A 20,090-nucleotide genomic window follows, 5' to 3' on the forward strand; every position below is an offset into this window, starting at 1 on the left:
ATCAATCTAAAACACTCAACAAAAGGCTCTAAATACACCTAAGTTCAAGTTTCAAAATGAAATTCGGAACTTTCCTATTGCTTCTGGTGACAGCTATGTTCTTCATACCCCTATAATGCTTATTTTTGGCTTAGGTGATTTTACGAAAATAGTTATGATCTTTTTAATCACTTTTTTCCCTGTTGTAGTTAATATTAAAGATGAAGTCAAAAATATTCCTCAGGAAGTCTTTTATCCAATGTATTCGCTAGGAGCAACAAACCTTCAAATTATTAAAGAGATTATTTTACCAGGCACCATTAAATCAATATTAACCTCAATAAGAATAGGAATAGGTACAGCAATTTCTGTTTTATTTTTCACTGAAAACTTTGGAACAGAATATGGTATGGGCTATTTCATAATGGATTCTTGGATGAGGATTAACTATATTCAAATGTATTCTGGAATTTTAATTTTAAGTTTAATTGGACTACTTTTTTTTATTTTAATAGATTTTTTAGAGGGGTTATTATGTCCATGGAGATAATAAGCAGCTATACTTAAGCTGACATATTAGTTTATAAATGATATAATAATAAATACTAAGTATAGGAATAACCTATGTAGAGTGGGAGGAAACTCATTTGAAAAAATTACTAGGGCTAATTTTAGTAATAGTTTTAGCAGGCGGACTAGTTGCTTGTGGCACAAAGGCTAGGACTGCCATTTATAAGCAAGGAACATATGAAGGAAATGCAGAGGGGCATATTGGTCCTATAAAAGTTCAAATAGTTACAGATGATTATGAAATAATAGAAATTAAGATAATAGAACAACAAGAAATACCAATAATAGCTGATTCAGTGTATGAAAAGATTCCAGAGAGAGTGATTAAAACCAATAATGCAGATGTTGAGGTTGTGGCTGGAGCTACATATACAAGTAATGGACTAATTAAAGCTATTAAAAATGGGCTAGATAAAGCAAAAATAATTAAATAAAATATAAGGTGAGGGTGTTATTGAAATTACAATATAGATTAACAATCTTTATAAGTATAATAATATTGATTGTAATTGGAGGAATAGGAGTAGTCACTTATTATCAAGTGCAAAATTCTGTTGAAACCCAAATGGGTAATAATGCAATGGATTTAGCTGTAACTATTGCATCAATTGATAAGATAGAAGAAACTTTAGCAACCTCAAAGGACTATGAAACTGTTCAGAAAACAATTGAAAGCTTTAGAGATAAAACTAGGTTTAAATATGTTATAGTTATGGATATGAATGGCGTAAAATATTCCTATCCTTATGGTAATTCATTAGGAAAAAAATATGCGGATGGTGGGGAAAAACGTGTACTTACTAATGGCGAATCTTATATTGCTAAAGATAAAAATGTGTTAATTACCTCAATAAGAGCTTTTGTTCCAATATATTATAATGGAACGCAGGTTGGAGCGGTTTTAGTTGGTCTTTTAACTGATACAGTATATTCTGAAATTAACATTCACTTGTTTTATTTAAAAATAGCTTTAATAGGCGCTCTTTTACTAGGAATAGTTGGCGCAGCTATTTTAGCTAATATAATAAAAAAAAGTATCTTTGGACTTGAACCAAAAGAGATTGCATTGTTACTAGGCCAACAAGATGTAATTTTGCAGAATCTTAAAAATGGAATTTTAGCCATTGATAGTTATGGAAAAATTATACTTCTTAACAAGACAGCCAAGAATATATTAAATCTAGAAGATCAAGATCAAGGTAAAAACGTAGAAGAGTTAATAGTAAAATATACAGATCAAATGATGGAAGTTTTAATTAATAAGAAAGCTGTTCACAATCAAGAGATTAAAATAAGTGACAATAAAACGCTTATGTGCAGTCATACCCTTTTAAAAAATTATAAAGAAGAAATTATAGGTGTTGTATCTAGTTTTCAGGACCTAACAGAGGTTAAGAGTATGGCAGAGGAATTAACCGGAATAAAAAAAATGACAAGTGACTTAAGATCCCAAAATCATGAGTTCTTGAATAAACTGCACACTATATCAGGACTTGTTCAACTAGAAGAATATGAAGAAGCCGTTGAATATATATCACATATTTCTAAGCTTCGAGGTGAAATTTCAGACATTCTTAGTAAAAGAATTAAGAATGTTCACATAGCGGGGTTATTACTTGGAAAATACAATAAAGCAACAGAAGCAAATATTTCTGTAGAAATAGATACAAATTCTTATGTAAAAGAAATTCCTGGAAATATAACAGTAGACGAAATTTGTTCTGTTATTGGTAATCTTATAGAAAACTCTATTGAAGAACTAGTGAAAATTGAAGAAGGCAAAATATTCATAAGGTTAAATTCTAATAATGAATCACTCAGAATTAGGATTCAAGATAATGGGCCTGGAATTAGTGATAATATTATAGATAAGATTTTTGTTCGCGGTTTTACTACTAAAGAAGGTAATAGAGGATTAGGCCTCAGTATAATAAAACAAATAATAGATTATGCTGGTGGAGATATAAATATTCTACAAGATAATGGTACTATATGGGATATTTATATACCAATGAAAAGGGGTAGAAAATATGATTAAAGTGCTAATTGTTGAAGATGACCCAATGGTGAGAGAAATCAATGAAAAATTTCTAAAAAAAGTAGATGGATTTATACTACATAATAGTGTTAACTCAATTGAAAAAGCAAAAGATGTTATATTAGAGGGTAACCTTGATTTAGTATTATTAGATGTTTTTTTTCCTTTAGGAAAAGGAACAGACTTATTAAAATGGATCAGACAAGAAAATTTAAAGTGTGATGTTATTTTAATTACTGCAGATAGGAACACAGAAACTGTAGAAGAGGCATTTAGATATGGTGCTGTTGATTATTTAGTAAAACCATTTATATTTAATAGGTTTAAGGAAGCACTGCTTCAATTTAAAAGTAGAAAAAACAGTTTTGAAAATGTTGATAATATAGAGCAATCAATTATCGATAAATACACAATAAAAGACAATAATCATGTGCTAGAATATGATGAGAACATAGGTGAAATAAAGGGGTTTAATCAATATACTTATGAAAAAGTTTTGGGTGGGATAGCTAGCCTTGGTGACGATTCTTTTACATCTGAGGAAATTGCAATAAATATTGGTGTATCTAGAATAACAGCAAGGAGATATCTGGATTATTTAGAAAAGGAGAATAAACTTATTGTTGAAATGGAGTATGGTAAGGTTGGAAGGCCTAAAAACAAATATAAAATAAAGTGAGAATAATAGTGCAACTCGGCATGCACTATTATTCTCATTTTTATATACTAAAACTCTTCAGTTTCTAATTTAAATCCCTCTATAACGATATCCTCATCTATTTCAATAAGTAGACATCTTCTACTATCTTTATTTCTTACCTGCCTAACGAAATTCAGATCCTTAGGGGTTAATGTGATATTTGCAATCTCACTTGTGATTTTAATTGATTTAGAATTAAATTCTGGGACAATATTATTTATTTTAAAATCATAATTACTACCGCAAGTATCTTCAAAAGCAGTTTCTATCTCGCATAGCAATTCTACGCCACAATTATTAAGGATATTTTTCACATCGCAAGCTCCAAGAGTAGGAGTTTCACCGTCCTCAACTTGCTCAGAAAGTTCATATATATTTACATAAATCTCCTGCATAAGCTCTGGTTTTATCTTGTCACCAATTATTGATTTTAATATGTCACTAAAGCAATTTTTTTCGTCTTCAGCAGTAAATTTAAATCCACAATTAAGAACATTCTCAATAAATGATGTATTTAATTCTTTAGGTTTTGATGCATAATATAATATTTTATTTATATCTGAATATCCATTAGTAAGGCTAGGATACATGAAACCCTCTAAAGGAGAGTTGAGATTAATAACTGTATCTAAGGCTGAATTTGCTTTAAATTCTTTATCATTATAATCAAACTTTAGGGTTCGTTTTGGAATATCTATTTTATTTACACTTGATAAAAGAAAATTAAAAGCTTGTACCGCTTCATCGATACTTTCATCTGCAGACATTTTTTTATGGCTTGATCCTAGCCAGTATTCTGCTTTAATAAATGTTACAACAACATCTGTTTCGTATTTATAATTAGCTGTAATTTTTTTTATAAGTTTATTAATTTGATCTTCAATCTCTGATTTATCATTTGTTTTTAGCGCATTAGCTAATATTTTTTGAGTATTTTCTTCTTCATCTAATGTTTCTTCATCTTCCTTTTGAATGTTTTGGAAATCTAATTCGAAAATTTTGGTGTCAAGGGCTCCAGTAAGAACTTTTTTAAAATTACCTAGAAACAAATCCTTTTTATCAATATCCATTCTATCAAAATAATCGAACTCTGAATATAGAATGGGTTCATAATCGATTTGTACATTATCCTTTTTTAGATAAACACTATAGATTTCATTAATTTTCATCATACCACTATCCAATTTAAACTCTTTTCGTATGTCCGCCAACTCTTTTTTATTCATCATTAAACCTCTTTCCATTGTTATATTATTTAATGTTTTTTTATAAACCAATTTATTAATTTCTTAGCAATACTAATACCATCAGGGGTTAGAGGCATATTATTAGCACTGTACCAATTAGCATGAGAAATTTCATTTCCATCTACTTTTATTTCACCACTTTCATATTCAGCAGTATATCCAATCATAATAGAATTTGGGAAAGGCCATGGTTGATTTCCAAAATACTTAATGTTTTTTACATTGATCCCCGTTTCTTCGTGAACTTCACGAACAACACATTCTTCAAAAGTCTCTCCAACCTCTACAAAACCAGAAACTACACTATATAGATCCTTAGGAAATTGAGTGTTATGTGCAAGAAGCAATTTGTCTTCATTTACTACTGCTACAATTATTGCTGGCGAAATTCTAGGATAGTTCGCAAGTCCACATTTAGGGCACTTTTTGGATCTTTCTCCATCAACATTCTGAGTTAATGTACCACACCTACCACAATATATATGATTATTATTCCAGTTTACTATCTGGATAGCTCTACCACCAATCCAAAACATATCTTCAGTTAGCTGTTGTGCTAAAGATCTAAGTTTACAAAACCGCATATTATTTGGAATAGCAACTCCTTCACTTATTTCCCCACAAAAGAAATTTTCGCCATTTAAAGAGCCAATATATTGGATGTTATTTAATTGTAAATTAATTAGATCTTCCATAGTAGGTATTTCTACTTTCTTATTTTCGGATTTAACTAATAATTCATCATTATAAAATATAAAATAAATATCTTTATTTGTTGAAGGTAAAATAGGGGTGACTGCCGGTCTAAAATTTGTAATATTATTCTCGTAACGCATTAGTATCATATCTCCAATCTATAGTCATATATAATAAATGTACAATTTATTTAGTAATTCTATACAATTATATCATATGAAGATAATATTTAATATTCAAATATATATGGTTCGAAAACTTACATCTATTTTTAATGTTATTATATTGGTATAATCATAAATGTAGATTGAATTAAAAATTATTACTATTATATTTTAAATCTGAATAAGAGTAAGGAGGTTTCAATATGATACCAACAGCACATATTGAAGTGAAAGAACAAGAAATTATAGCAAAAACAGTATTAATGCCTGGTGATCCATTGCGTGCAAAGTTTATTGCCGAAACTTTTTTAGAAAATGTTACTAAATTTAATAATGTACGAAATATGTTTGGCTACACTGGTACATATAAAGGGCGAAAAATTTCTGTTATGGCAAGCGGTATGGGAATGCCCAGTATAGGAATATATTCCTATGAGTTATTTAATTTTTATGGGGTAGAAAATATTGTACGAATCGGTTCTTGTGGTGCTTACACCTCAAGTCTAAATTTGTATGATGTAATTCTTTGCACGCATGCTTGGAGTGAATCCAGTTATGCAAAAGTTCAAAATGGATATAAAAGTGATACCATTGCAGCGTCTCCTGAGTTAAATGATAAGTTAGAGATCATTGCTAAAGATCTTGGGATAAAAATTCATAAGAATATAATTCACTCAGCTGATGTATTTTATCGAGAAAATTTTGAAGAGTATAAGGATATTTATGAAAAACATGGTTGTACTTGCGTAGAAATGGAATCATTTGCGCTTTTTCATAATGCAAATGTATTAGGAAAAAAAGCAGCTTGTTTATTGACGGTATCTGACAATTTAGCAACGCACGAATTAACTACTTCCGAGGAAAGGCAAAACGCCTTTACGAACATGATGAAAATAGCGTTAGAGATGGCTGAATAATATTTCAATAAAATTCCATATAAACAGCCTCTCAATATAAAAAAACCTCAATATAAATTATTGAGGCTTTTTTTATATGATTGTTAAGTTTTATATTATCTATAAAAATACAAGTGAAATAAGAGATGCTATAATGGCGCTGCAAGGAATAGTTAAAACCCATGCCACAAGTATAGTTCTCGCAAGACTCCATCTAACAGCCGAAAGTCTTTTACAGGAACCGACGCCCATTATTGCACTAGTTATTACACCCATAGATTTCTGAGCATCAATTGAACCATGACTATAAGCCATTCATGCGGCAGAACATATTTGTAATTTTTCAACAAAGTACAATATCGTTTTTAATTATATATGTAGTTTTATATAATACAAATATAAAACCTAAAAGTTTTTATTTAAATTGAAGAAAAATCTAAAAAATTGTGTTATAATTTTAGGCGTGTTTATAACATCACTACGTAGGAGGAAATTTTAATGAGTCAACATGAGGATAAAGTTCAAGAACCATTAATAAAAAATCACGAGGCAAATACCTCAGAGCTAATGGTTGCATGTCTTGAAAATGAAGGAGTAAAATATATATTTGGTATACCAGGCGAGGAAAATCTTACATTTTTAAATGCACTTAAAAATTCTAGTATTAAATTTATAACTACACGCCATGAGCAAGGCGCCGCTTTTATGGCAGATGTTTATGGACGCCTGACAGGAACCCCAGGAGTATGTCTATCTACACTAGGTCCTGGAGCAACAAATCTCATGACAGGAGTTGCAGATGCTAACATGGACGGTGCTCCATTGATTGCTTTAACAGGACAAGCTGGTACGGATAGAATGCATATAGTATCTCATCAGCATTTAGATTTAATTTCTATGTTTGCACCCATTACAAAATGGAATAAGCAAGTTGTAAGACCTGACACTGCACCGGAAATTATAAGGAAAGCCTTTAAAATAGCAATAAGCGAAAAGCCAGGAGCTGTTCATATTGACTTACCAGAAAATATAGCTGCAATGACGGCTTCAGGACGACCATTGAAGCATGGAGATAATGAAAAAAGTTATTCAAGCTTAAGTAGTATTGAAAGAGCCGCGGCTGCTATATCTAGTGCGAAATACCCAGTTATTCTTGCTGGAAATGGTGTAATACGATCCAAAGCTAGTGAATCCCTTACAGAAATGGTAGAAAAATTAAAAATTCCTGTAGCTAATACTTTTATGGCTAAAGGTGTGGTTTCATATAAAAATCCACTGTCATTATGGAGTATTGGACTTGCTCAACGTGATTATGTAAACAGACTTTTTGAAAAAGTGGATTTAGTTATTGCTGTAGGTTATGATATAGTAGAATATAATCCTAAGAAATGGAATCAAGATGAAAACATTAGAATTATACATATTGCTGAAGAAAAATCTGAAATTAATAAATGTTATATACCTGAAGTTGAGGTCATTGGCGATATATCACATTCGATTAATGAAATAAGTAATCTTGCGCATAGAGAGGGTGACCCTACTTTTGCATTAGATTTAAAGAATGCTATGGAGAAAAATTATGAATCATATTCAGATGATAATAGCTATCCTATGAAACCACAAAAAATCTTATATGATTTAAGAAAGGTGATGGGAGACGATGATATTGTTATATCAGATGTAGGAGCTCATAAAATGTGGATAGCTCGTCATTATAGGTCTGTAAAACCAAATACATGCTTAATGTCTAATGGGTTTGCATCAATGGGGATTGCAGTACCAGGAGCAGTTGCAGCTAAACTTGTAAATCCTGAAAGAAAAGTTGTTGCAGTTACTGGTGATGGTGGATTTATGATGAATAGTCAGGAAATAGAAACAGCATTGAGAATAAATACACCTTTTGTAACCTTAATATTTAATGATTCATGTTATGGTCTTATAAAGTGGAAACAAGAGGACAGATTTGGTGAAGATATGAATGTACGATTTACAAATCCAGATTTTGTTTTATATGCAGAGGCTATGGGTGCAAAAGGCTATAGAGTAACAAAAGCTGAAGAACTAATACCTATATTAAAAGAAGCTCTTGCACAAAACATTCCAGCTATTATAGATTGTCCAGTTGATTATAGTGAAAATGTAAAATTAACAAATGCATTAAAAGAATTTCGCAGATAAAATTAGTTTAACTTTGAAAGCGATTTTTACAATATATAAATTAGCATTCATTAAATAAATAATAAGGAGTACGCTATGAGAAAAGTTTATAAGGACCCCAAAGAATTAGGCGATTGTTTAAAAGATTTAGTAGATTTTTATTTAGATGACATTATGACATATGATAAATTGAAAGAAAAAGTAACAGTTTTATTCAATGCAAATGGAGATAGGCTTTATAAAGATGGTAATATTCCAATAAAGATATCTAATATTTTAGGAAATATACGAGTAGATGTTATTAATAAGGTTTTGTCACAAAAAATAAGTTAATTACTTATTGGTGAAAAGAGCTGTTCACTATTACAAAGTGTACAGTTCTTTTCTAGTAAAGGAGTGAGTAATCTTCTCGTTCTTATGCCAATTAACTCAGTTTGATAAAATAATAATTTCCTTGTATATAACTCTCTAAAATTATATAATGAAATAAGGTAAAAAATGTTTAATATAAAGAAAACATAATACATATAATTAAAATATTTTAACTTCAAACCATAAATTAGATTATTATAATTATATATTAGAGGAGAAATTTATGAATTTTGGGATAATGACTAACAAAAAGCATACACTAATCATTATTTTTGCTACGGTTTTAGTTATGGTAGGAATAATTTTTTCATTGCCAAACCAGCGAACATTCGCTGTAACAGGTAAAACAAAAATAATTATTCATTATGCTAAAAATCCAAGCAGTGAACTAAAATGGAACCTTTGGGTATGGTCTGACGAAAAAAATGGAAAGCAGTTCAATACTACTAGAAAAGATGCTTTTGGTCAGGTATTTGAAGGTCAACTGGAAGGCCAACTGGCTAAAGTAGGATTTATTGTGCGTACGAGCAAAGGTGATAAGGATACTGGAGAAAATAGATACATAGAGAAATTTAAAGATGGGGTCGGAGAAATTTGGATCAAAGAAGGAGATTCAAAAATTTACACTTCTGCAGCTGATGCGACATCTAAAAAAGTAGTTGTAAATGGCGAAAATAATTTAGAGGAACCAGGCAAATTTGTAGTTGCAAAATTAGATGACTTAAATATGATAAGTATTGTAACAAATTTATCATTTCCACTTATTTATGAAGATCATGATCCAATTGAGGTAAGATCGAACGGTAAATTATTAGAAATAAAGAAATTAACAAATGATGAAGTTGAGGATGGTATTACAATTGCTGCTAAGATAGAGCTTAGTGAAAATGTTGAATTAGGACAAAGACTTACTATTTCAAAGCGTGGGTTCACAGAAAAGGAAATAGTTCTAGGGGATGTAATGGGAAGTTCCGGTTTTGAAAAAATGTTTAATTATGATGGTAATGATTTAGGAAACACATATTCCACTAGTAAAACAAGCTTTAGGGTATGGGCACCAACTGCAAATGAGGTAAAAGTTGTAACATATGCAAAATGGGATGACAAAACAGGAATTGAATCTAATATGGAAAAAAGCGAAAAAGGGACTTGGGCTTATGATTTAGGTGGAGACCAAAACGGAACATTTTATACCTATAAAGTTAACGTTGGCGGAATTTGGAATGAGGCTGTAGATCCCTATGCTCGTTCGGTTTCTGCAAATGGTGACAAGGGTGCTATAATTAATTTAAAAGAAACAAATCCTGAGAAATGGAATCCAGGTGAAAAACCTACTTTTTCAAATTTAAATGATGCGATTTTATACGAATTGCATGTTAGAGATTTTTCAATCGATAAAAACAGTGGTATGAAAAATAAAGGAAAGTTTTTAGCTCTTACTGAGACCGGAACAACCGGAACTGATGGAAGCATCACAGGTATTGATTATATAAAAGATTTGGGAATAACACATGTAGAGCTTATGCCAATATCTGATTACGCAAGCGTTAATGAAACTGATATTAAGCCACAATTTAACTGGGGTTACAATCCTAAAAACTATAATGCACCTGAAGGAAGTTATTCAACTGACCCTTATAACCCGATTTCGAGAGTCAAAGAATTGAAACAAGCAGTACAATCGCTTCATACTGCTGGCCTCAGGGTAACTATGGATGTTGTTTACAGCCACATGTATAGCAGTAATGATTCTAATTTCAATAAGATAGTCCCAGGTTATTATTATAAATATAATGAAGATGGTACTGATTCAAATGAAAGCGGCTATGGCAATACCATTGCCAGCGAAAATTCAATGGCAAGAAAGTTCATTGTAGATTCAGTGGCATATTGGGCAAAGGAATACAATATTGACGGATTTAGATTTGATCTTATGAACCTCATTGATATAAAAACAATGAATGAAGTTAGAAAAAAACTAGACAGTATAAATCCTTCTATTATCATTATTGGTGACGGTTCAGATAATAGAACTCAGCTTTCAGAAGATACACAAGCAACTCAAAAAAACACAAGTAAAATGACTGGTATAGCACATTTTAACAGTCTAATAAGAAATGCAATAAGTGGCAATGTATTTGAGGCGAAAACAAAGGGATTTGTTAACGGAAAAACAAACGTTGAGACAGATATTAAAAAGGGTATAGTTGGTGGTATAGACTACTCAAGTACTATAAAGACTTGGGAAAAGGTGGAACCAGCACAATCTATTAATTATGCAGAATCACACTCTGATAATACATTATGGGATAAACTTCTTTTAACAAACCCAGGAGATAGTGCTGCAGTGAGATTAAAAATGCACAAAATGGCTGATTCTATGATTCTTACTTCTCAAGGAATTACATCGTTTCAAGCAGGTCAGGAATTTCTCCGAACTAAAGGTGGAAATAGTAACTCATATAAGGAAAGTGACTCTGTAAATCAGATTGATTGGACAAGAAAATCTCAAAATATTGATACCGTAAATTATTTCAAAGGATTAATTGCATTAAGGAAGGCTCATCCTGCCTTTAGAATGACTTCAGCAGAAATGATTAAGAAAAACTTGAATTTTTTAATAGCACCTGAAAATGTTGTAGCATATGAAATAGATCACAATGCAAATATGGACACTTGGGCCAATATTGTAATAGCTTTTAATGCTAACAAAAAAGATATCACAATTCAACTACCTCAAAAGGGCAAATGGAATATTGTAGTAAACGGGCAAGAAGCAGGAGTAAAAACATTAGATCAATTTAAAGGCGATTCACTAGTAGTACCTGCTCTTAGCACTATTGTTATTTATAATGAATTACAAAATATATTTACTACTTTAACCTTTTGGATTTATACTTTGCTAGTTTTAAGCGGAATTTCTTGCATTATAATGTATTTTAAATTAAAAAAGAAAGCTTAACCATATAACGATACTAGAGATTAAAGAAAGGTTGTGTTTTAATGTTTCAACTACCACAAAACCAAAAGAAGTATTTATACACAACTAATTATTCGAAAGATGAAGAGAGCTTATGTAAAATGGAAATAAGGTCTCTTTTCAACAAAACACTTGAAGAAAAGCATTTATTTTCTAATTTTTATGTTGATCCATCTAGGAGTCCATTTATTAAAAAATGTATTTCAATAATGTATACTGGAAAAACTATAGATGAAATTGTTAATAAAATTGATATAGAAAAACTGACCAGTGAGGATTATAAGGTTGTATATATTAATGCTACTGGCGAAGATATGGGTTTTCATGATAAGCGTGCTATAGAATTCAAAATAGGGTTTAGTATACTTGGAGAGGCTAAAATGAAAGATCCTGCAATTATTTTTGGCATAACAAAAATAGCTGATAAATGGATATTTGGTGAATGTGAAAGCAATAATTCAGAATGGCTATTACATAATAAAAAACCTTTTTCATATTCTAATGCATTAAAGGTGAATGTTTGTAGGGCTCTTGTTAACATTGCTATAGGTAATAATTTGAATTGTAGTGTTGTAGATCCGTGCTGTGGTATTGGAACGGTACTAATTGAAGCTATTTCTATGTCTGTTAATATAAAAGGTTATGAAATAAATCCTTATATAGGTAAAAACGCCAAAACAAATCTACGATATTTTGGATATGAGGATGTAATAACTATTGGCGATATGAATGATATTAAAAATAAATTTGATGTGGCAATAGTTGATCTTCCATATGGTATATTTACTAAAATTACTCCTCATCAGCAGTTAGCTATCATGAGTAGTACGCGAAGAATTGCAAATAAAATGGTAATCATTACTTTTGATGATATGGAGGAGCAAATCACCTCAGTTGGCTTTAACATAGAGGATAGATGTACTGTTTCAAAAGGTACGTTTAAACGACATATATTCATATGTCACTGACTCAATTAAAATAAATATATTAAATTAAAGACAAGTATATTTACTTAAGTGTAAATATACTTGTTTATTTTTGTGTAGAAATACTCATTATGTCCTTCTTTTCCCTGAAATCATATCTACGATGAAAACTATTACAGCTATCACAAGTAGAATATGAATTAAACCACCACCAATTCTAAATATAAGCCCTAATGCCCAAAAGAATACTACTATTCCACCTATCCAACGTAAAATTCCCATATTACAAACTTCCTTTCACATAATTTTTATTATTTATTATCTATACATATTAGATTGACCTAAATTCAAATAAAATATACTTTTAACTGCATTTGTTATAATTATCTTGTATAATATAATTATTATATAAGATAGGGTGATGAGATGTTTTTTAATAGTAAAAAGCTAAAACTAAAAAGAGAAAATGAAGCAAGACTTAGAAGAATAAATAACTTCGAAGTAAGATACATCACAACTAGGGATCCAAAACAATATGGTGAATCTATAATAGGAAAGAGTTGCATAATAAATATTATTGATAATAAATTCAACATTTGTTGTAATGATAATGTTATTTTTACGCATCCAATGGAAACCTTACAATGTTCTGAATTAATGAGTCAAAATGGTGTAATTCTAAGTTATGTCGATGATAAAACAGGTGAAGACATAGAAGTTATTGCTTATTACAAGTATCATAGAAAATGATGCATAAATACTTTTTCTATGGTAAATATATAAGTAGAAAGAGGTGTATGAATGAGTAATAAACTTAAAACAACTAACAAACAAATGACATCTTTAGGAATCAAAAAAAACGATTCAGGTGACTATGAATATATAAATCCGGACGAAAAAGAAAATTCAAAATATAAACCTGTAAAGAAAGATCCTAAGTAATTAATTTACTAGGATCTTTTTTAATTTATAATGTAAACGTACATATATATGGTATAATAACTCATATATAAAATTAGCCTATTATAGAAAATTCTAATAAACAATTATTAAATACAAGAAATGTAGCGGTGGCTATGGAAGGAAGAAATGTATGTATATAGGTATTGATTTGGGGGGTACTAACATAGCTGTTGGTATTGTTGATGAGGACGGAATAATAAAATTTGAAAAATCATGTGAAACAAAAAAAGAGAGAAAACCTAATGAAATAATAGAGGATATGATAACTCTAGTTTTAAATATTTTAGATGAATCACATGTACAGTTAGAAAAAATAAAGGCTATAGGTATAGGAATTCCCGGTTTAGCTGATATAAATGGTAATGTAATTTTTTGCGTAAATCTTGGGTGGAAAAATGTACCTTTAAGAGAAATGTTAGAAAATGCACTTCATAAACCGATTTACATAGACAATGATGCTACTGTGGCTGCACTAGCTGAATATGAAAGTGGTTCCATGAAGAATTGCACGAGTGGATTAATGCTTACCTTAGGAACTGGAATTGGCGGTGGAATCATCTTAAATGGTGAAGTTTATAGCGGTTTTAATGGCGTAGGTTCTGAACTCGGACATATGGTAATTGGTGAAAACTTTTATAATTGTAATTGCGGAAGAAATGGATGCTTAGAGACATTTGCTTCATCTACTGCTATAATAAAACACACACAAAAATTAATTACAGATATGAATGAAGCTACTACAATAATGGAAAAAGCAGAAGGAAATATAAATAACATAAATGCAAAAATTATATTTGAGTGTGCTAGGGCAGGGGATAATATAGCAAATTTAGCAGTTAATAGATTAGTCAAATATCTAAGCATAGGTATCCTTAATATCATTAATTTTATCGATCCAGAAATAATAGCTTTAGGTGGTGGTGTTGCAGGTGCAGGTCAATATCTTTTGGATAAAGTTATAGATGAAGTAAATACACATAAGTATTATGAAGAGTTACCTATAGGTAAAATTGTTTTAGCAAAACTAGGTAATAAAGCAGGCATAATTGGAGCTGCAATGGTTGCGAAACATGGTCAAATAAACTAAAATGATAAAATATAAATCTCTTTTGAGAAAGGTGAAGTTAAAATGAGCAAGATAGCACTTATCACTGATAGTACTTCAGATGTAGACATAGAAATGATTAAAAAATATGATCTAAAGGTACTTCCCTTAAGAATAATATACAAAGACCGGGAATACATTGACAGAGTAACCATTACCCCAAAAGAAGTTTATGATAATTTTGAAATAGAAATCCCGACCACTTCATTACCTTCAATGAAGGATATGGAAGATTTGTATTTAAAACTTGAAGAAGAAGGTTATACTCATGCTATTGCTATAGTAATATCTTCAGGGCTATCAGGCACATTTAATACATTGAGACTAGTAAGTTTAAATCATCCATCTATAGAAACTTGTGTCTTTGATTCAAAATCTTTAACTATAGGTGAGGCTGCAATTGTTGAAGAATGTGGTGAAATGATCTTAAGTAAAAAGAGCTTTGACGAAATTGTAACCGCTCTTCCAGAAATACAAAATAGAATTACCGTTTATTATGCAGTAGATACACTAAAATACCTAATAAAAGGTGGTAGAATTGGGAAAGTTGCTGGTACTATAGGTGAGATTTTAAACATAAAACCTATAATATCAATTAATAAAGATGGTGTTTACTATACTTACGCAAAACCAAAAGGTAAAAAGATGGCCATAAGTAAGCTTGTAGATATAGCAAGGGAAGCCCTTCAAAAATCTCCATGTAAGATTTGGGTTATGCATGGAGGGGCTTATGAGGAAGTAAAACGCTTTTCAAGTATGATTTCTGCTCTTCCAAACATTACAAAACTATCCTTTGGAGAAATCAGCCCCGTAGCTGGAGTTCATACCGGACCCGGATTACTTGGTATTATAATAGTTACTGAATCAATTAGTATAAATTAACTAATAATAAAAGAGATAAAAAAACACAAATTACTAAGGAGTCGCGATGATGAAAATTCAAGATATAATGTCAGGAGATTTTTCTGCATACCCCGAGGAAACACAAGTCTTGATGAGAGACTACACTGAAAAACTGAGGGAAATTATTAAAGATGAATTAATAAAGGACATATCATACAAAATGCTTAAGGACATAGACAAAAGCAAAGATTATTTCATGGATGTTTTAACTGATATATTAGATAATGGATATAAAGGCTTTAGTAAGTTATCAACACAATCACTTATAGATACTTATCTAGAACGAAAAAATCAAGAAGACTTTCTTATTTTATTAGAAAAAGTTAATGAGCAAATATAATCTTATAACTACTATTTAATATTTACAAAACAAAAGCATTAAACCACTTTGGGTTTAATGCTTTTTTATTCTAATGTCAGTCTATCTTTATTTTTAAAGATAAATACAAATTAATAACCGCAATGAATGCTGCAACAATGAAGACATATTTATATCCCATAGTTGCCCATAAAATACCACCCACAAAAGGTATTGACATTGCTATTATATGATCAAAGCTTGTTCCTGCTGATAAAGTCGGTATAACATCTTCTGGACATATAGCAATTTTTTTTATATATGTAGATCTAGCCATTTCTACTACACTTAGCGAATTATCAATAATGTAACACGATGCAATAACTACAACCGCAATGCTTGGTCTAACTAAATCCGCAGCAAAAGAATAACCAATACATATTACTATAAGAACCACCGCTTCAAGTGAAAGGACAAATCTTTCCCCCCTTTTGTCTATAGCATTTCCAACAATAGTTCTCGTAAATATGCTTAATACAGCAATTATCAATCCGAGTATAGCAAAAGTAGGTGGATCAACGTTATACACTTTGATTAATACCCAAGGTGCAAATGTTAAAAAAATCTGTTTTCGTGCACCATTAACCACGCTAAGACAATAATAAAGAGTATATTTTTTTCTGAAAATAATCGTTATTTTTCTTGTTTTAGGTTTTTTATTTTTCATTATACCTAGAAAAAAAGCTGCAAAAATATAAAAAACCGAAGCTATTACAAAAGCTACTTGATATGTTAGGTTAAAGTATTTAAACCCAAATCCTACAATTGCATAACCAATAATAGTTGCAATTAGATTATATGCACTATATCTGCCTAGTCTTGCACCATAATTCTCATTTTGAGAAAGGTTCATACCTATCCCAGCAGATAAAGGCATAAAAATATGTGTACCAAGGCTCAATAACATCATCCATAGAAGCATAGTCGCAAAAGTTGGAGAAAACATACCTAATCCCAGCATTCCTAGCGAAGCGAAAATCATACCTACTATTGCTATTCTTGTGTCACCTAAGAATGATAGTATTCCTAAAACTACAACTATTAGAACTCCTGGTAATTCACGAGGGAATTCTACAATACCTCTAGCCGCAGCTGTTAGTTTATATGTATCACTTAAAAAGTTATTAAATACGGTTGAGTTTATTCCACTTGCTATACCCGTAAATAGACCTACTATCAAAAACAGCTTAAAATCCCTATCGTTATTGAACTTTTCAAATAAGTTTGAAAAGTTTTCTTTCATCGTTTGTTTTTTTACTCCATTATTATCTTTAAGTTTATCCTGATGCCCCATCTTCCTTGTATCCCCCCTTCAATCTAACTTAACTTAGTATATTATAAAAAATAAGGGAATTCAATTAAAATTAAAGGGGTATAAATTAGTATTTAATTGATAACTCTCCTATAAGACTTGTGTCCTTAACTTGGGACCAAGTAGCTTCGATTAAAAAATTTACTTTTAATCCTGTTTTATACTTAAACGAAAACTCTTTATCAGGTGACAGATGGTAATTTTCATAAACTACTAAATCGTTTTTCATTCTATCTTTAATAATAATTTTCCAAAAACCAGTCTGCGGCTGAAGAATTTTAGCAGTAATAATTAGATTAGACCAAAAGGTGTTATTTGACCCAGTTTCATAATATCCTTTGCCATCATTAATATTTATTTTGAATGCTTGGTTAATATTTCCACGGTTACTTGTTGCCGCTACTTCGCTGCAAACAATATTATTTATTTTTTCATAATTTTCCGATTGATTCATGTTATCCCTCCTTATAAATATTCCCAAATAAGGATATAATATAAAAATATTTATATATTATAGTACGTATTAATATGTAGAATGTTATTAATTTTTTTTATAACATTCAAATTTATTATTTTAAAGAATTAAACCGTAAAGAATGCTATAATTATATTCTGAATTACATATTGAAATTTAGGATTAAATCAAAAGAAGGTGACCATAATTAAAGATAATAAATATTTACCTATAAATAAAGAAGACATATTAAATAGAGGTTGGACCGAATTAGATTTTATAATAGTTACTGGAGATGCATATGTAGATCATCATAGTTTTGGGACTGCAATTATTTCAAGAGTTTTAGAAAGTGAAGGCTATAAAGTAGGAATAATAGCACAACCAGATTGGAAGAATATAGATGACTTTAAAAAACTAGGGAAACCTAGGCTCGGATTTCTAGTTAATTCTGGAAATATGGATTCCATGGTTAATCATTATACTGTAAGTAAGAGGATAAGAGAAAAAGATTTGTATTCACCAGGTGCAAAGATGGGCCTTAGGCCAGATAGAGCTACTATTGTTTATTGTAATAAAATTAGGGAAGCATATAAAAACGTACCTCTTATTATCGGCGGCATAGAAGCAAGTTTAAGGCGATTTGCTCATTATGATTATTGGAGTGATAAGGTAAGAAAATCAATGCTTATTGATAGTGGTGCAGATCTACTAATATACGGCATGGGTGAAAAACAAGTTGTTAATATTGCTAAGTATTTAAATGAAGGCGTGGATATAAAAGATATTACACAAGTGCTTGGCACATGTTATGTAGCTGAACAAAACGCAAATATATCTGGTTACATTCAAATAGCATCTTATAAAGAAGTATGTAAAGATGTACATAAATATTCTGAAGCATTTAAAATACAATATGATGAGCAAGATCCAATTAGAGGAATTGGTATTGTGCAAAAGCATGCTAATAATTATCTGGTACAAAACAAACCAGAAATGCCACTTACTCGAGAGGAATTAGACAAGGTTTATGGTTTGCCATACCAAAAGAATTATCACCCTAGTTATGAAGCTTTAGGTGGTATCCCTGCTATAGAAGAAGTTCAGTTTAGTTTAGTAAGTTCAAGAGGATGTTTTGGGAGTTGCGCTTTTTGCGCCATAACTTTTCATCAAGGAAGAATTGTACAAAGTAGAAGTGAAAATTCACTAATTGAAGAAGCAATTCAAATTACAAAACTTAAGGATTTCAAAGGATATATTCATGATGTAGGAGGCCCTACAGCTAATTTTAGAAGGCCAGCATGTGATAAACAATTAAAAGTAGGAGCTTGCAAGGATAGACAATGTCTACATCCTAGTCCCTGTAAAAATTTAGATGTTGATCATATGGAGTATTTAAAACTTTTAAGAAAATTAAGGGAACTTCCAAATATCAAAAAAGTTTTTGTACGTTCGGGCCTACGTTATGATTATATTATGGCAGATAAAGATGATACTTTTTTAAATGAGCTTATTAAACATCATGTCAGCGGACAGCTTAAGGTTGCACCTGAACATGTTGCTCACAAAGTTTTGAAATATATGGGTAAACCAGCAGGAAAAACTTATAATAAGTTTTTAGATAAATTTTATAAGGCAACCGATAAAGTAGGTAAGAAGCAATACGTTATTCCTTACTTTATGTCTAGCCACCCAGGGTGCACATTAGAATCATCAATAGAGCTAGCAGAATACCTTAGAGATATAAAATATCAGCCAGAACAAGTTCAAGACTTTTATCCGACACCTGGGACGCTGTCTACAACTATGTTTTATACAGGTTTTGATCCAATAACCCTTGATGAAGTTCATATACCTAAAACTAAAAATGAAAAGGCTATGCAAAGAGCGCTTCTTCAATATAAGGATCCAATGAAATACGATTTAGTATTACAAGCGTTAACACAGGCTGGAAGAGAGGATCTTATTGGAACTGGGCCTAAGTGTTTAATAAAACCTCGGGGAAATAAGCATAAAGTACAATTTAGTAATACAGGTGGTAAGTTAAGAGAATCAAATCCTATAAATAAAGATAAAAAAAATAAGGATAAATCAACTCCTATAAAGAACAAGACAAATGATTCTCCTACTGGTAAAAAGCCTAGACAGAAAGGTAAAACTATAAGCACTCAAGGTAGGACAAATACAAATTCGCGGATTAAAAGTGTTAACAAAAAGAAATCAAAACTGAAAAAAAGACAATAATTATTAATAATAAATACCTACATCCT

21 protein-coding genes are annotated in these 20,090 nt (G+C 30.6%); 15 read left to right on the plus strand and 6 right to left on the minus strand.

Annotated elements, in window-relative coordinates:
* Positions 1-115 precede the first annotated feature (115 nt).
* The 4 genes from KPL55_RS22035 to KPL55_RS22050 all read left to right on the plus strand — a co-directional run bounded on the left by KPL55_RS22035 (position 116) and on the right by KPL55_RS22050 (position 3,266).
* Positions 116-529, plus strand: a complete 414-nt coding sequence (locus KPL55_RS22035) for an ABC transporter permease (RefSeq protein WP_216308915.1) — start codon at positions 116-118, stop codon at positions 527-529.
* Positions 530-626: 97 nt separating this feature from the next.
* Complete coding sequence (locus tag KPL55_RS22040) at positions 627-983, plus strand: FMN-binding protein (protein WP_216308916.1); 357 nt, start codon at positions 627-629, stop codon at positions 981-983.
* Positions 984-1,003: 20 nt separating this feature from the next.
* Positions 1,004-2,587, plus strand: coding sequence for an ATP-binding protein (locus tag KPL55_RS22045; RefSeq protein WP_216308917.1), 1,584 nt, complete (start codon positions 1,004-1,006; stop codon positions 2,585-2,587).
* Entirely contained in the window at positions 2,580-3,266 is a 687-nt protein-coding gene (locus tag KPL55_RS22050; RefSeq protein ID WP_216308918.1) for a response regulator, read from the plus strand. The genes KPL55_RS22045 and KPL55_RS22050 overlap by 8 nt, the downstream gene beginning before the upstream one ends.
* 47 nt (positions 3,267-3,313) lie before the next feature.
* Here the strand turns inward: KPL55_RS22050 and KPL55_RS22055 are convergent, their stop codons facing one another.
* Positions 3,314-4,513 (minus strand): DUF4317 family protein, encoded by a 1,200-nt coding sequence (locus tag KPL55_RS22055; protein ID WP_216308919.1) that lies wholly within the window; start codon positions 4,511-4,513, stop codon positions 3,314-3,316.
* Positions 4,514-4,542: 29 nt separating this feature from the next.
* Positions 4,543-5,370, minus strand: a complete 828-nt coding sequence (gene nudC / locus KPL55_RS22060) for an NAD(+) diphosphatase (RefSeq protein WP_216308920.1) — start codon at positions 5,368-5,370, stop codon at positions 4,543-4,545.
* Positions 5,371-5,597: 227 nt separating this feature from the next.
* Between nudC and deoD the strand changes: the two genes are divergently transcribed.
* Entirely contained in the window at positions 5,598-6,311 is a 714-nt protein-coding gene (gene deoD / locus KPL55_RS22065; RefSeq protein WP_216308921.1) for a purine-nucleoside phosphorylase, read from the plus strand.
* Between the two features lie 99 nt (positions 6,312-6,410).
* Here the strand turns inward: deoD and KPL55_RS22070 are convergent, their stop codons facing one another.
* Entirely contained in the window at positions 6,411-6,605 is a 195-nt protein-coding gene (locus tag KPL55_RS22070) for an inorganic phosphate transporter (protein WP_216308922.1), read from the minus strand.
* A gap of 183 nt (positions 6,606-6,788) precedes the next feature.
* Here KPL55_RS22070 and KPL55_RS22075 point away from each other — a divergent pair, with 183 nt between their 5' ends.
* From KPL55_RS22075 to KPL55_RS22090, 4 genes are all read left to right on the plus strand, one after another.
* Positions 6,789-8,468 carry an acetolactate synthase large subunit gene (locus KPL55_RS22075; protein ID WP_216308923.1) on the plus strand — a complete coding sequence of 560 codons (1,680 nt, stop codon included), beginning with the start codon at positions 6,789-6,791 and terminating at the stop codon, positions 8,466-8,468.
* 75 nt (positions 8,469-8,543) lie between these two features.
* Positions 8,544-8,780: a TIGR04540 family protein gene (locus KPL55_RS22080; RefSeq protein ID WP_216308924.1), complete on the plus strand. Its 237-nt coding sequence runs from the start codon at positions 8,544-8,546 to the stop codon at positions 8,778-8,780.
* Positions 8,781-9,042: 262 nt separating this feature from the next.
* On the plus strand, positions 9,043-11,781 hold the full coding sequence (pulA, locus tag KPL55_RS22085; protein WP_216308925.1) for a type I pullulanase: 2,739 nt from the start codon (positions 9,043-9,045) through the stop codon (positions 11,779-11,781).
* Positions 11,782-11,822: 41 nt separating this feature from the next.
* Entirely contained in the window at positions 11,823-12,767 is a 945-nt protein-coding gene (locus tag KPL55_RS22090; RefSeq protein WP_216308926.1) for a TRM11 family SAM-dependent methyltransferase, read from the plus strand.
* Positions 12,768-12,854: 87 nt separating this feature from the next.
* Here KPL55_RS22090 and KPL55_RS22095 read toward each other — a convergent pair whose 3' ends face one another.
* Positions 12,855-13,007, minus strand: a complete 153-nt coding sequence (locus KPL55_RS22095; RefSeq protein ID WP_216308927.1) for a lmo0937 family membrane protein — start codon at positions 13,005-13,007, stop codon at positions 12,855-12,857.
* A gap of 144 nt (positions 13,008-13,151) precedes the next feature.
* Between KPL55_RS22095 and KPL55_RS22100 the strand changes: the two genes are divergently transcribed.
* From KPL55_RS22100 to KPL55_RS22120, 5 genes are all read left to right on the plus strand, one after another.
* The gene (locus tag KPL55_RS22100; protein WP_216308928.1) at positions 13,152-13,475 is read left to right on the plus strand and encodes a hypothetical protein; all 324 of its coding nucleotides are present in this window, start codon (positions 13,152-13,154) and stop codon (positions 13,473-13,475) included.
* A gap of 51 nt (positions 13,476-13,526) precedes the next feature.
* On the plus strand, positions 13,527-13,667 hold the full coding sequence (locus KPL55_RS22105) for a hypothetical protein (RefSeq protein ID WP_216308929.1): 141 nt from the start codon (positions 13,527-13,529) through the stop codon (positions 13,665-13,667).
* Positions 13,668-13,818: 151 nt separating this feature from the next.
* Positions 13,819-14,775 (plus strand): ROK family protein, encoded by a 957-nt coding sequence (locus KPL55_RS22110; RefSeq protein ID WP_216308930.1) that lies wholly within the window; start codon positions 13,819-13,821, stop codon positions 14,773-14,775.
* A gap of 42 nt (positions 14,776-14,817) precedes the next feature.
* A complete protein-coding gene (locus KPL55_RS22115; RefSeq protein ID WP_216308931.1) occupies positions 14,818-15,675 on the plus strand; it encodes a DegV family protein in 858 nt (285 codons plus the stop codon).
* Positions 15,676-15,724: 49 nt separating this feature from the next.
* A complete protein-coding gene (locus KPL55_RS22120; protein WP_246599743.1) occupies positions 15,725-16,036 on the plus strand; it encodes a hypothetical protein in 312 nt (103 codons plus the stop codon).
* A gap of 76 nt (positions 16,037-16,112) precedes the next feature.
* On the opposite strand, the gene KPL55_RS22125 is transcribed toward KPL55_RS22120, so the two are convergent.
* Positions 16,113-17,348 (minus strand): MFS transporter, encoded by a 1,236-nt coding sequence (locus tag KPL55_RS22125; RefSeq protein WP_216308933.1) that lies wholly within the window; start codon positions 17,346-17,348, stop codon positions 16,113-16,115.
* Positions 17,349-17,433: 85 nt separating this feature from the next.
* Positions 17,434-17,820 (minus strand): hypothetical protein, encoded by a 387-nt coding sequence (locus KPL55_RS22130; protein ID WP_216308934.1) that lies wholly within the window; start codon positions 17,818-17,820, stop codon positions 17,434-17,436.
* A gap of 207 nt (positions 17,821-18,027) precedes the next feature.
* Between KPL55_RS22130 and KPL55_RS22135 the strand changes: the two genes are divergently transcribed.
* Positions 18,028-20,064 (plus strand): YgiQ family radical SAM protein, encoded by a 2,037-nt coding sequence (locus KPL55_RS22135; RefSeq protein ID WP_376770498.1) that lies wholly within the window; start codon positions 18,028-18,030, stop codon positions 20,062-20,064.
* Positions 20,065-20,090: the final 26 nt, after the last annotated feature.

This window comes from Clostridium lacusfryxellense, from assembly GCF_018861735.1.
GTDB classification, from domain to species: Bacteria; Bacillota; Clostridia; order Clostridiales; family Clostridiaceae; genus Clostridium_AD; species Clostridium_AD lacusfryxellense.

Coding starts and splice junctions, on each gene's coding strand:
- KPL55_RS22035 (WP_216308915.1), top strand. CDS start 116: ATGCTTATTTTTGGCTTAGGTGATTTTACGAAAATAGTTATGATCTTT.
- KPL55_RS22050 (WP_216308918.1), top strand. CDS start 2,580: ATGATTAAAGTGCTAATTGTTGAAGATGACCCAATGGTGAGAGAAATC.
- KPL55_RS22055 (WP_216308919.1), bottom strand. CDS start 4,513: ATGAATAAAAAAGAGTTGGCGGACATACGAAAAGAGTTTAAATTGGAT.
- nudC (WP_216308920.1), bottom strand. CDS start 5,370: ATGCGTTACGAGAATAATATTACAAATTTTAGACCGGCAGTCACCCCT.
- deoD (WP_216308921.1), top strand. CDS start 5,598: ATGATACCAACAGCACATATTGAAGTGAAAGAACAAGAAATTATAGCA.
- KPL55_RS22070 (WP_216308922.1), bottom strand. CDS start 6,605: ATGGCTTATAGTCATGGTTCAATTGATGCTCAGAAATCTATGGGTGTA.
- KPL55_RS22075 (WP_216308923.1), top strand. CDS start 6,789: ATGAGTCAACATGAGGATAAAGTTCAAGAACCATTAATAAAAAATCAC.
- KPL55_RS22080 (WP_216308924.1), top strand. CDS start 8,544: ATGAGAAAAGTTTATAAGGACCCCAAAGAATTAGGCGATTGTTTAAAA.
- pulA (WP_216308925.1), top strand. CDS start 9,043: ATGAATTTTGGGATAATGACTAACAAAAAGCATACACTAATCATTATT.
- KPL55_RS22090 (WP_216308926.1), top strand. CDS start 11,823: ATGTTTCAACTACCACAAAACCAAAAGAAGTATTTATACACAACTAAT.
- KPL55_RS22095 (WP_216308927.1), bottom strand. CDS start 13,007: ATGGGAATTTTACGTTGGATAGGTGGAATAGTAGTATTCTTTTGGGCA.
- KPL55_RS22100 (WP_216308928.1), top strand. CDS start 13,152: ATGTTTTTTAATAGTAAAAAGCTAAAACTAAAAAGAGAAAATGAAGCA.
- KPL55_RS22105 (WP_216308929.1), top strand. CDS start 13,527: ATGAGTAATAAACTTAAAACAACTAACAAACAAATGACATCTTTAGGA.
- KPL55_RS22110 (WP_216308930.1), top strand. CDS start 13,819: ATGTATATAGGTATTGATTTGGGGGGTACTAACATAGCTGTTGGTATT.
- KPL55_RS22115 (WP_216308931.1), top strand. CDS start 14,818: ATGAGCAAGATAGCACTTATCACTGATAGTACTTCAGATGTAGACATA.
- KPL55_RS22120 (WP_246599743.1), top strand. CDS start 15,725: ATGAAAATTCAAGATATAATGTCAGGAGATTTTTCTGCATACCCCGAG.
- KPL55_RS22125 (WP_216308933.1), bottom strand. CDS start 17,348: ATGGGGCATCAGGATAAACTTAAAGATAATAATGGAGTAAAAAAACAA.
- KPL55_RS22130 (WP_216308934.1), bottom strand. CDS start 17,820: ATGAATCAATCGGAAAATTATGAAAAAATAAATAATATTGTTTGCAGC.